This window comes from Chryseobacterium sp. UNC8MFCol, assembly GCF_000482305.1.
Classification (GTDB): Bacteria; Bacteroidota; Bacteroidia; order Flavobacteriales; family Weeksellaceae; genus Chryseobacterium; species Chryseobacterium indologenes.
The window spans coordinates 324,078-336,283 of record NZ_KI535290.1 but is presented as its reverse complement, the minus strand read 5'-3'; the positions used below and the strand labels follow the sequence as shown (position 1 = coordinate 336,283).

Genomic DNA, 12,206 nt, shown 5'->3' with positions numbered 1-12,206 from the left:
AGTAAAATTTTCAAAATAATATATTTAACCTATTGATAATCAGTAAAATAATTTTATATTCTGTTTTTGATAGAATTACCGGAACTCATTTTTTAAGTGAAAAAAACGGTGGATATCTATAACAGAGCTTGGTAAAAGAGGAAAAATCAGACTAATTTTGAAAAAGAAAGTGTTTGGTTGCCCATATTAATGGCCCGGAGATTTTGTGATCGCTTTAATGATTTGTATTTTTGTTATAAATTATTACCAATCTCTATTAACTATTACTATGAAAATTTTAAATACGTATAAGATTTTATCCGCGGCTATTGTATTGGGACCTTTATGCTTTGGGCAATACCAGTTTGAGATTAAAAATGTATCAAAAAAATACAATGCAATTATCAATGTGGAAAATTGTTTTGATGACCGGTGTAAAGATAAAGGAACGATAGAATTATACGATAACAAAAACACTAAAGTACAGACTTTTACTTCTGATAATCTTATATTTAATTTAGAAAAGGGGCAGAAATTGGTCCCTGGTAAGATGCTTCAGCTATCCAACGAACAAAGTCCGGTCATTATTGATGATTTTAATTTTGACGGAACTGAAGATATCGCCATCAGAAACGGAAATATGGGGAATTATAGTGCTGATTCCTACGATGTCTATGTGTTTAACAGTACGAGAATGGCTTTTGTGAAAAGTGCAGAGCTGACTGATATCGGATCCAATTCTCTGGGATTATTTACCGTAGATCACAAGCGGAAAAGGCTTATTGCTACGGGCAAATCAGGGTGCTGCATGTTTTTTACAACGGAATATGCTGTAATTCCTAATAAGGGACTGGAAGCAGTGCTGGAAAAAGAGGAAGATATGACGCAGGAAGACCGCGTAAAAGTCATTACGAAAGAGAAAATCAACAATAAATGGATGACTAAAACAAAAGTATATTCATCAGAACAATATAAAAGATAGAAAGTACAATGAAGATTCAGAGAGAGATCGATTTTATCCTTGCAGTAGATGCTTTGAAAAACGTACAAAGAAGAAATTACAATGCAGATGATTCCAGAAGGGAAAACACAGCCGAGCATTCGTGGCAGATCATTATTTTAGCTCAGATTCTTTATCCCTATGCTAAAAACCGCGCGGATATAGATTTATTGAGAGTAATAAGAATGCTTTCTATTCATGATCTGGTAGAAATCGAAGCAGGAGATACTTTTCTGTTTGATGAAGATGCAATGATAGGTAAATTTGAAAGAGAGAAAATATCGGCTCAGAATATTTTTGGTATCCTAGATGAACCTTTGCGTACGGAATTCTTTAATCTATGGCTTGAATTTGAAGAGGAAAAAACACCGGATGCAATTTTTGCGTGTGCTATCGATAGAATCATGCCCTTTATTCTCAATTCGCATACTTCAGGTAAAAGCTGGACGGAAGCTGGGGTAACGGAGAGACAAATCAGAAATATGCTGGAAAATGCTATCACAAGGGCTTCTGATGAAATGGGTGAGGCTTTTGAACTTTTGTTGAACAAAAGCCTGGAAACTGAAAAAGTTTTGAAATAAATGGTTACCCATAAAATAAGATCCTTGTTAGAATAATAAATAAGCCAGCTGTGCAGCTGGCTTATTGTATATTAAAAGCAGAATCCGGAATAAAAACATTGTAATGGGCTAGCTCACGAATGACTCGGGCGGCCAAAGGCCGCCCGAGTCATTCGTGAATATTATAGTATCTGAATTGGTTTCTTGAATTCATCAATCGCTACAAAAGTAAAATCACCTATAATCGCTTTTTCTCGCTCGTAAGAGTACATTTGCTCGGTAAAGATCTCAACATTTACCTTCATACTCGTTTTTCCTACATATGAAACTTTTCCGATCAACTCTACAATTGTTCCTGCCGGGATTGGTTTTTTGAAATCAATTTTGTCACTGCTTACCGTCACCACTCTTTTTCTTGCGAAACGGGTTGCGGTAATGAAAGCCACCTCATCCATCAGCTGCATAGCCGTGCCTCCAAAAAGAGTATCATAATGGTTGGTAGTGTTAGGAAAAACCGCTTTAAAGATTCTTGTTTCGGATGCTTCAATTCTTTCTTCTGTAGTCATATTTCATTATTAATTAAAGCGAAATGAAATGTTATCAAACAACAGAATAATGACAGGAACTTTAAAAATCCCTGAAACAATCCATCAGATCAAAACAACTTCAGATCGCGAAAGTTTCTTGTTTAAGAAAAAGGCAGGTCTCCTGACTTGTAACATCTTTTATCTCCTTCCCATGCCCCGCACAGTGGATCTTTTATAAAAGACTTTTGTTACTTACAGTTGCGCGACAGTCCGTGATTTTCACACGGTTCCCTTTTAATCTGCGGTTAAGCAGAACCAGTTTCTATGATGAATAAGTATAAAACTTTTCGGGTGCAAAAATAATGAAATTATTCCGGATTATGATAAATAATCTGGCTGATCACTCTCCCTTTTTTGATCGTCCAGAGAGTCGTATATCTGTTTTCTCCTGAACCATTGATCATATAAAGAAAAATATTATCATTGTCAAGAGCCGTTACCGATACATTATTGAAATCCATAGTAGGCTGGAACATGTTCTTAATGGCTTCTCTTACAAAAACAGAACCTCTTCCCGGTTGCTGAACTCTGATAGATTTGATCTCGGTCATCCCTTCAGGAAGGTCGTTGCCTATTCCCCACGGTTTTATCTTATCAATGGTAAGAATCTTTCCGTCGGCGTCCTTTTCCTTTTTACGGTAACCTGCATTGGAAGGGTAGACGTCAATAACTACTTTGCTTCTTTGCGCGGTAGGAACTTTAGGGTCGGAATTATCTGTAAAGATCATAGATTTCCCGTTTTTTGACTTGGTGGGAGTGTAGGCCGGAAGCTGATCAATATAGGCAATACGCTCTTTGTTGACCATTCCTTCCTTATCAAGAGTTTCATATCTTACAAAAGGTTTGTCATCATCCTGTTTCTCAGGATATTTGATCCATATCCATTCCGTTTCTCCGGGAGCAGGTTTTACATAAACAAAGACATCTCCTTTGCGCATACGGATTTTATCTACAATCTTTCGGTAGTTATCTTTGTGTACACGTACATTGGCATATCCTTCTTCTGCTTTTACCACGCCGAAAGGAACCTTATTCTGTCCTTTAGCCAATGCTACAGAGAAAATACTGAAGACCGATAAGTAGAATGCTTTGTTTACTGAAACCATTATCACAAATTTTAGATCCCCAAATATATAAATTAAAAATTGTTGAAAAGATATTTATGTTATAGGAGTTGTTTTAATTTTTTGATGGTAAATTTGTGAAAACAGAACAGCTTTATTTGTATTCTGAATGGTTTTTACGATAATTCATAAAAATATAGACAAGGGTTTGAGATCAAAAAGAAAGAGAGCATCATCAGACACTCTCTTTTATATTGGAATCAATGGATTTTCAGATTGATTAAATTCTCTCAAGTTCATCCGAATCAATCGTAGTTTTGAAAGTTCCGTAATTAACAACTACCTTGTTTCTTGAGATTTTCTCAATAGTTCCTACGCTTGTACTTCCCGTTATACGAACTCTCTGTCCTACCTTCATCCAGACTTCGCGATCGGTTTTGCGTTTCTCTTCCAGTCTTTCATTGGTTTCAGCAATTTTTTCAATCACTTCTTCCTTTTTAAGCTGTTGGGTGATCTTTCTCTTAACCACCTGAAGACGTTTCGTTTCATCCTTATCACTGCCCAGTTTTCTGAACTTTTCCTGCTCCAGTAATTTTACAAAATCTTTGACAACGTCTTTTCGTGATTTACCCTTGGTGTAACTGTCGATGAACGTTTCAATTTTATTTCCAAACTGAAGTTTACGGTGTTCTTCCTCATACAGCTTCTGAAAGTTGAATAACTTCTGCTGAAGCTGGTCATTGAGCTTCTGAAGATTATCACGTTTGTCTTCTACAGATTCTTTTCTTTCTGCAAGATCAGATTTCAGTTTTTCAACTTCAAATTTTTCCTGCTGAAGTTTGACAATCGTTTTATCAAGGTTGACAATGTCATGCTCTACTTTTTTCTTCGCCGAATGGATGATAAACCTTGGAATTTTATTCTTTTCAGCCACTTCAAAAGTAAATGAACTTCCTGCCTGACCTACTTCCAGTTTGTACATGGGTTCCAGGGTCTCTTCGTTAAAAAGCATTGCCGCATTCTGAGCATTCGGAAGTTGCTCAATCACCAGTTTAATATTGGTGTAGTGTGTGGTAATGATGGCAAAACTCTTTTTGTCATAGAAATATTCCATAAAGCTTTCGGCTAAGGCACCTCCAAGTTCCGGATCAGAACCTGTACCAAACTCATCAATTAATAGGAGGGTATCTGCATCTGCTTCGCGGATGATTCCCGACATCTTCTTCAGTCTTGAAGAATACGTGGAAAGGTGGTTCTCAATAGATTGATTATCACCAATATCCGTCATCATCTTCTCAAAGAAAAACATCTCCGATTTTGGATGCACAGGCACCAGAATACCGCTCTGAATCATCAACTGCAACAATCCTACAGTTTTCAGGGTAATGGATTTTCCTCCGGCATTCGGACCGGAAATACAGATAATCCTGTTGTGCTCCGTTAACGACAGGGTTTGAGGGAAAATAGTTTTATTTTCCACCTTATTTCTAAGCCATAGCAAAGGATGGTAAGCATCTTTTAACTTCAGTGTTTTGTGGCGGTTGATCTTAGGAAGCACTCCATTGATGGATTCACTGAATTTTGCTTTAGCCCTTGTCAGGTCCAGATCAAAAATATACATCTGATATCTCCATAGCTGAGGCTGAAATTCTGCAAGATCAGCAGTAAGTTTTCTGAGAACCTTATCAATCTCTTTTTTCTCTTCTTCTTCGTTTTCCCGAAGTTTAAAATAATGTTTTACCACACTATCCGGCTGGATATAAGTGATAGAACCTGTTTTTGAAATTCCCAAAGTTCTTCCCGGAACTCTCTTTTTGAAACCTGATTTTACAGCCAGTACCCTCTGGTCATCAATAATTGTTTCCCTTATGTCATCCAAAAAGTCGCTCTGTCCATAGGTGGTGAGTGCTCTGTTGAAATTTTCCTGGATCGCTTTTTTAGCATGCTGGATTTCTGTTCTCAATCCTTTTAATACAGGGGAAGCTTCGCTTTTTACCTCACCAAAACGGTTAAAAACTTTATCTACTTTTTCAATGATTTCTTTTCTGAATTCCAGAACGGCAACTTCTTCCATCAAAACAGGGAAGGTTTCAGGCATGGTAGGGAAAAACTTCTGAAGCCTTCCGATTTGCTCCGTAAGGGTTTTTATTTTGATGAAAGCACTGTTTTCCAGACGGTAATTCTCGATAAGCATCAGTTTCAGCTCACTTTCAATATCCTCATATTCATCAAACGGAATCGCATTTGAACTTTCAAAACTCGACAGGTATTCTGACGTTTTTTTTAACGAAAGTTCCGCCTCGTCAATTTCCATCGGACGAAGTTGAAGAATTTTTTCTCTTGTTTTCGGAGAATACGCAAATGGGGAGATTTCCGCGAGCAATTGCGGAAACTCTAATTCGTCTAAATCTTCTTTATCTATATACACACTGCAAATTTAGTGAGAAAATGTGAATATGATGCGGTGCACGTTTGAAAATGAGGCAATTTGACACGAAGAGAACAAAATATGACCACTCCTGAATCAAATCCGTTTAGTACATTTGAGTTATGGAAATAGAAACGGATCGATTATTATTAAAAGAAATTAACGAAAGCCATATTGATGATATCCTGAAAATCAGAAGTAATGAAATGATTAATCAGTATGTGAAAAGGAATTCACCAAAAAATAATTACGATGCACTGGAATTTATACTGCACATCAGAAAAAAGACACAAGATAAAGAGATGATCTTCTGGGGGATTTCTGATAAAGGCCAACAAAACCTGATAGGAACCATTTGCCTGTGGAACTTTTCTCAAGATAGAAAAACTGCAGAAATCGGGTACGAACTGCTTCCAGAATACCACCGGATGGGAGTGATGACAGAAGCACTGCGGTCTGTTTTACAATATGGATTTACTATTCTGAATTTGCAAAAAGTTCTTGCATTTACCGACAAAAATAATAAAAGTTCTCAGAGGCTCCTTATAAAAGGTGGCTTTGTTCTGCAGGAAGCAAAAGATAATGGAGAAAAAAATGAAAACTTGCTTTTTATGTTAAAAAATGAAAGAATGAAAGTGTAAAGGCTATGAATGTTTTTTTTTATATTCGCCATAAATTATAACCATGTACACTATTTATGAAAAATGAAGTAAAATCATTAACCGGCCTCAGAGGAATTGTAGCACTATGGGTAACGTTTTTTCATTTTTTTTATTTTAAAAATATCCTTATCGGAAGTATTGTAGGAAAGGGCTATGTGGCAGTAGATATATTTTTTGTCCTGAGTGCTTTTTTACTGACGGTTTCTTATTCTGAGAAATTTAAGAACCTCAATTTTCAGGTCATTTGGGATTTTTATAAAAAGAGGGTCAACAGGATCTATCCTGTGTATTTTATATCGGTTTTGGTGATTGCTCTATTTTTCGTGGAAACTTCTAAAACCAAATTTTTGATCAATGCCGCATTATTACAATGCTTTTTTAATCCCAATTATCTGTTGAATATAGTTTATTGGTCATTAAGCACCGAGTGGATCTGTTATTTGATTTTCCCCTTTATGCTTTGGTTTATCATACGTTGCAAAATACGAAGCGAGATATTAATCATTGCAAGTTTGTTGCTGAGATTTGTTCTTCCACATCTTCCCGATACCCTTCATATTGGTGCAGATATTCCCATGCAGATAGGGAAATCTTCAAAGTATCTTGATATTCCGTACGGGTTGAATTCTTTGGTAAGAACAATTTCTTCTTATCTTTTGGGAATTGGTGTTGTATCTTTTTCAAGTATCCAGATAAAGAAGGACGGTTATTTCATTTATATTACCATTATATTGTCTGTATTACTTTTGTATACGGATCGGGGATTGTTCTTTATCCCTTTATTATCTGCTTTTATCATTAAAAATTTATACGAAGGAGGACAGAATTTTGTGAAAACATTTTTGGAAACCAAAGCAATATACCTGTTGGGTAATATTTCATACTCGTTGTACATTATACATTATATCGTCAGAAAACAATATATAAACATTGTGAATATTGTATTCATCAACAATCTGATCCTGATCCTGTTTTCTTTGATACTCTCTTATTTTTCCTATATCTTAATTGAAAAAAGAGTGAAAATATTCAGGCCGGCAAGGAAGTTATTGCCTAATTAACTGAAGAGCGGGATTTGGTGTTCTGGTAATTAAAAGATATTTTTGTAACCTGCTTGTAAGTAAAGCCGGAGTATTTAAATCATCACATTATCCCATCAATCATGACCTGGACAGAAATCTTAGCCCCAATAAAAAGCACTGAATATTTTAAAACACTTTGGGAAAAAGTGAAAAACGAGTATGCTACAACAAAAGTTTTTCCCCCGAAAAATCAGATTTTCAGAGCATTGGAAATTACTCCATTCGAAGATGTAGAAGTTGTGATCATTGGTCAGGATCCTTATCATAATGATTATCAGGCTAACGGATTGTGTTTTTCTGTTTCCGAGCAGGTTGCCGCTCCGCCTTCACTGAAAAATATTTTTATTGAATTGAAAGATGATTTGGGCGTGGTGCGAACGTCAAAAGAGCTGGATGACTGGGGAAAACAAGGCGTTTTGTTATTAAATGCAACCCTTACAGTCCGGGCACATACCCCAAACTCTCATAAAGATCTCGGATGGGAAAAATTCACCGATTTTATCATTAAAGAGATCTCCGAGAAAAAGGAAAATGTAGTCTTTGTTTTATGGGGAGCTTTTGCACAGAAAAAAGCCGAACTGATAGATCCGGCCAAGCACTTTATTCTGAAATCTGCACATCCTTCGCCATTCTCTGTTTACAGAGGTTTTTTTGGAAGTAAGCCGTTCTCAAAAATTAATGAATATCTTGTTTCTAAAGGCAAGAAGCCTATTTCCTGGTAGTGTCTGAAGGTTCTTCAGCCTTTTTTATACTGATTCCTATTTTGTATTTTCCGGCCAGAGCAGCTGTACCTCCTTCTGATTTAGGGTAAGGAGTTACTTCCTGTAAGCTGATCATATAGCCGTTGAAGTCTGTAGACTGGTGGTAATTTCTGGAAGGATGATCCATGCTTGCAAGCTCCAGAGTCATCGGTCTGGTAGCGGTTCCCATAACCTGAATCTGCGCAACGGCTACCCCGGCCCAGATACAGTTGACCCCTTCAGGACAGCGGCTGTCTTCAGAAATTCCCTTGAATGTTACATTCATCCCATAGGCTTTCAGAAATTTATTTTCCCCTTCCGTAAAGTAAATGATGCCTTCTTTTTGATCATTCGGTTTCGTTGCTTTTGTATCGGACATCGCATCGGGTTTTTTTGGGTCGTTTTTCATTTTCTTTTGGGCATCGCATCCTGTTAATGCAAATATTCCCAGACTCAGTATGAAGATTTTATGGAACATAGTTTCTTTATTTAGGTTAAATAATATCGAACATATTTAAAAGTACCACCAAAAACATTGCCACTCCCACTACAAAACTGAAACCGGTTCCATAAATGAATCCGATCAACGCTCCCTTGGTAGATTGCAGGGCTTTATTCATATCCTTGCTATCATGAAGCATCTCACCAATAAACACTCCTGCAAACATTCCGATCAGAAAGCCGAGCGGAATGGGAAGGAACAGTCCTACAATAGTTCCGATCACTGAACCGATGTTTCCCCAGCGGGTTCCTCCATATTTTCTGTTCGTTTTGGCAGGAATGACATAGCTGAGTACCACAGAAGCGATGGTAAGAATACTGAAAGCCCAGATATAAATCATAGGAAGATCAGCATCTGTCCCGAATTTATAGATCAAAAGACCACAGATGCTTAATAATAATCCCGGAAGTACCGGAAGAAAAGTTCCCAGTATCCCGACCAATAATAAAACAAGACATAGAATATTGATGATTGTAGTATCCATTCTTTAAAATATAAACGAAGATATGAAAAAAGATAATTTATAACAGATTTTAAAATTTGGGATGAAAATTGATTGTCAATACTAAAATCATGATTCTTAATTTCATAAATTTGCTGTAATGAAAAACGAAATACAAGATACCCGGGATTTTCTGCAGAATATCAGTGATCAGATCCATTATTTTGTGAGAGATCATGTATATCCTGATTTGGCGCTTCCCACTCAGATCATGTTGAAATTTATATTTCTGGCAGGTCTCATCTATCTTTTGGATTTCATCTTTAAATTAATCGTTAATACTGTTTTCAAATATTTTTTTGATAAAGAAAAGTATCCTGTTTTAAAATCAATCTATGATTCAAGAATTACAAACTCAGTAGTTCATTTAGGAGCACTGAACTTTGCAGGATACGCATTACTGTCTGTATTTTACAGACATCCCAAAAGTTTTGCATTGCTGGAAATCATTGTAAGTGTAGCCACTATCTTTGTCATTGCAGGAATGCTTTTCAGGGCTTTGACAGCTTTCAGAAACTACTTTGTGATCAAGCAGGATTATTATAAAATCATGACCCTTAATGCCATTTCTGAAACAGTCAAAATTTTTGGAATTTTTGTACTGTCGGTTATCGGTATCTGTATTGTTTTCGGGATAAAAGGAGGAACTATTTTAGGAAGTTTAGGAGCCATTACAGCTGTTTTAGTATTGGTTTTCAGAGATACTATTTTAGGATTTGTAACCGGACTCCATGTGGCTACCTCAAAAAATATGAAAGTGGGAGACTGGATCAGTATTCCAAAATACAGTATTGAAGGAAATATTACAGAAATCAACCTTCTTACCACAAAAATCACCAATTTTGACAAGACAGTTTCTACTATTCCTACTTACGATTTACTGACAACGGAGATCAAAAACCTTCAGGTGATGTCTGAATCCAATACCAGAAGGATCAAGAAATCTATTTATTTTAATATTAATTCTTTTAAATATCTTACAGATGAGGATATAGAAAGATTAAAAGAAATCAATCTCATTTCTGAATACCTGGAAAAGAAACGGCAGGAAATAAAAAGTGAGAAAGAAAGCTTACAGCACAGAGATAAAATCATTAATGGCAGGCAATTGACCAATATCGGGGTGTTCAGATATTACGCGCAGAAGTATATAGAAAATGATCCTGATGTTGATAAAAATGGCACCAGAATGGTCCGTCAGTTGGAAATCACTCCACAAGGGCTTCCTCTGGAAATTTATTGTTTTGCCAATGATTCGAAATGGGAGCATTTTGAACAAATTCAGGCGGATATCTTTGACCATCTGCTGGTCGCATCAAAGGAATTTGAGCTTCAGGTAATGCAGGTAAGCGTTAAGGTCTGACAAAGTAAACCTTACCTATTCAGTATAATTTTTAATTTAATTTTAAATGATAATATACTTAGAAAACATAAATAAGCAGTAGGATAGGGTTCCGTATTTATGTCCCTAATTATATTATCTAATATCTAAATAAGGAAATGACAAAACTAAGCGTAAACATTAATAAAATTGCGACCTTAAGAAATGCAAGAGGAGGTGAGACACCAAGTGTCACAGAAGCAGCAGTAAAAATTCAGGAATTTGGCGGACAGGGGATTACAATTCACCCAAGACCGGATGAAAGACATATCACAAGAAAAGATGTCTATGATCTGAAACCATTGGTTACGACTGAGTTTAATATTGAAGGAAATCCCCACAAAAGCTTTATTGATATGGTGCTGGAGGTAAAACCTGAACAGGTAACGCTGGTTCCTGATGCTGATGACGCTATTACTTCCAATGCAGGGTGGGATACTAAAAAACACCTTGAGTACCTTACTGAAATTATTACGGAATTTAAGAATGCCGGAATTCGTACCTCCATCTTTTTAGATCCGTTACCTGAGCTTATCGAATCTGCTGCAAAAACAGGAGCCGATAGAATAGAGCTGTATACAGAAGCGTATGCAAAAGATTATTTTAACAATAAAGAGCTCGCCATCAAACCTTATTACGATACTGCAGTAGAAGCCACAAAATTGGGTCTGGGAATCAATGCCGGACATGACTTAAGCTTAGACAATTTAAAATATTTTGCTGATCATATTCCTAATTTACTTGAAGTCTCAATCGGTCATGCACTCGTATCTGAAGCACTTTATATGGGATTGGAAAATACAGTTCAGGCTTATCTGAAAAGGCTGGCAAAATGGTAAAATAGAGAGCAGATACCTGTGGGAGAGTGTTGATCAATAGTATGATTTTACTTGTCACACGGAATTTGAGATCTTAAATCTGTTACTTAAAAATATGGAAATTTTAAATTCAAAAATATTTGGCGAGAACCAATCCGGTACGCCGCTTCTTGTATTCCACGGATTATTTGGAATGCTTGATAACTGGGGAAGTTTTGGAAAAGACCTGGGAGAGTTTATTCCGGTGCATCTTATTGACCTTCGAAACCATGGCAGAAGCTTCCATTCGGAGGATATGTCGCATGATGATCTGGCAGACGATATTGCCCGCTATATGGATCATTACGGGATTCAGAAAGCTCATGTTTTAGGACATTCCCTGGGTGGTAAAGCTGTAATGCAGTTTGCTATACAATATCCTGAAAAAGTTGAAAAACTGATTGTTGTGGATATTTCTCCAAAAGCGTATCCTCCCCATCATCAGGGCATTATAAAAGCGCTTGAAACTGTAGATTTTAACACAGTGGGGTCAAGAAATGAAGTAGAAGCTGTCCTGAATCAATATATTCCTGAAAGGTCTACGGTTCAGTTCCTTACTAAAAACCTGTATTGGGATGACAATAAAAAATTGAAATGGAGATTTAATCTTAAGACATTATCGGAAAAATATAATGAATTTGTTTCGAATGCTGTAAAGTTCGGTGTTTTCGAAGGTGAAACGTTATTCATCGCCGGCGCGAAGTCCAATTATATCCTACCACAGGATGAATACGGCATAAAACAGCAGTTTCCGAAAGCTCAAATTGTTACTGTAAAAAATGCAGGACATTGGGTTCAGGCTGAAAATCCTGTGGATTTTGCAATTGTTGTTAAGCAGTTTCTGAATATTGGTTAATTTTAT

Annotated in this window: 13 protein-coding genes and 1 riboswitch; of the genes, 8 read left to right on the top strand and 5 right to left on the bottom strand. The window is 36.5% G+C overall.

Annotated features, from left to right (window positions below):
- Nucleotides 1-268: 268 nt before the first annotated feature.
- Nucleotides 269-961, top strand: coding sequence for an XAC2610-related protein (locus tag M030_RS0115845; protein WP_027374394.1), 693 nt, complete (start codon nucleotides 269-271; stop codon nucleotides 959-961).
- 8 nt (nucleotides 962-969) lie between these two features.
- Nucleotides 970-1,560: an HD domain-containing protein gene (locus M030_RS0115840; protein WP_027374393.1), complete on the top strand. Its 591-nt coding sequence runs from the start codon at nucleotides 970-972 to the stop codon at nucleotides 1,558-1,560.
- A 161-nt stretch (nucleotides 1,561-1,721) separates the two neighbouring features.
- Here the strand turns inward: M030_RS0115840 and M030_RS0115835 are convergent, their stop codons facing one another.
- From M030_RS0115835 to M030_RS0115825, 3 genes are all read right to left on the bottom strand, one after another.
- Nucleotides 1,722-2,105, bottom strand: coding sequence for an acyl-CoA thioesterase (locus M030_RS0115835; protein ID WP_027374392.1), 384 nt, complete (start codon nucleotides 2,103-2,105; stop codon nucleotides 1,722-1,724).
- Between the two features lie 114 nt (nucleotides 2,106-2,219).
- Nucleotides 2,220-2,401: riboswitch (cobalamin riboswitch) on the bottom strand.
- Between the two features lie 33 nt (nucleotides 2,402-2,434).
- On the bottom strand, nucleotides 2,435-3,232 hold the full coding sequence (locus M030_RS0115830; protein ID WP_194295703.1) for a hypothetical protein: 798 nt from the start codon (nucleotides 3,230-3,232) through the stop codon (nucleotides 2,435-2,437).
- 238 nt (nucleotides 3,233-3,470) lie between these two features.
- Nucleotides 3,471-5,618: an endonuclease MutS2 gene (locus M030_RS0115825; protein ID WP_027374390.1), complete on the bottom strand. Its 2,148-nt coding sequence runs from the start codon at nucleotides 5,616-5,618 to the stop codon at nucleotides 3,471-3,473.
- A 122-nt stretch (nucleotides 5,619-5,740) separates the two neighbouring features.
- On the opposite strand from M030_RS0115825, the gene M030_RS0115820 reads away from it, so the two are divergent.
- From M030_RS0115820 to M030_RS0115810, 3 genes are all read left to right on the top strand, one after another.
- Nucleotides 5,741-6,259: a GNAT family N-acetyltransferase gene (locus M030_RS0115820; RefSeq protein WP_027374389.1), complete on the top strand. Its 519-nt coding sequence runs from the start codon at nucleotides 5,741-5,743 to the stop codon at nucleotides 6,257-6,259.
- Between the two features lie 56 nt (nucleotides 6,260-6,315).
- A complete protein-coding gene (locus tag M030_RS0115815; protein WP_027374388.1) occupies nucleotides 6,316-7,341 on the top strand; it encodes an acyltransferase family protein in 1,026 nt (341 codons plus the stop codon).
- 101 nt (nucleotides 7,342-7,442) lie between these two features.
- Complete coding sequence (locus M030_RS0115810) at nucleotides 7,443-8,084, top strand: uracil-DNA glycosylase (protein WP_027374387.1); 642 nt, start codon at nucleotides 7,443-7,445, stop codon at nucleotides 8,082-8,084.
- Here M030_RS0115810 and M030_RS0115805 read toward each other — a convergent pair.
- Together M030_RS0115805 and M030_RS0115800 are read right to left on the bottom strand one after the other, a co-directional pair.
- Nucleotides 8,071-8,580 (bottom strand): hypothetical protein, encoded by a 510-nt coding sequence (locus tag M030_RS0115805; RefSeq protein ID WP_027374386.1) that lies wholly within the window; start codon nucleotides 8,578-8,580, stop codon nucleotides 8,071-8,073. The genes M030_RS0115810 and M030_RS0115805 overlap by 14 nt on opposite strands.
- Nucleotides 8,581-8,596: 16 nt before the next feature.
- Entirely contained in the window at nucleotides 8,597-9,088 is a 492-nt protein-coding gene (locus M030_RS0115800) for a DUF456 domain-containing protein (RefSeq protein WP_027374385.1), read from the bottom strand.
- Nucleotides 9,089-9,206: 118 nt separating this feature from the next.
- On the opposite strand from M030_RS0115800, the gene M030_RS0115795 reads away from it, so the two are divergent.
- The 3 genes from M030_RS0115795 (at nucleotide 9,207) to M030_RS0115785 (ending at nucleotide 12,200) form a co-directional block, all read left to right on the top strand.
- Nucleotides 9,207-10,469, top strand: a complete 1,263-nt coding sequence (locus tag M030_RS0115795) for a mechanosensitive ion channel family protein (protein WP_027374384.1) — start codon at nucleotides 9,207-9,209, stop codon at nucleotides 10,467-10,469.
- Nucleotides 10,470-10,606: 137 nt separating this feature from the next.
- Complete coding sequence (locus M030_RS0115790) at nucleotides 10,607-11,326, top strand: pyridoxine 5'-phosphate synthase (RefSeq protein ID WP_027374383.1); 720 nt, start codon at nucleotides 10,607-10,609, stop codon at nucleotides 11,324-11,326.
- A gap of 94 nt (nucleotides 11,327-11,420) precedes the next feature.
- A complete protein-coding gene (locus M030_RS0115785) occupies nucleotides 11,421-12,200 on the top strand; it encodes an alpha/beta fold hydrolase (RefSeq protein WP_027374382.1) in 780 nt (259 codons plus the stop codon).
- The last annotated feature ends 6 nt before the right edge of the window (nucleotides 12,201-12,206 follow it).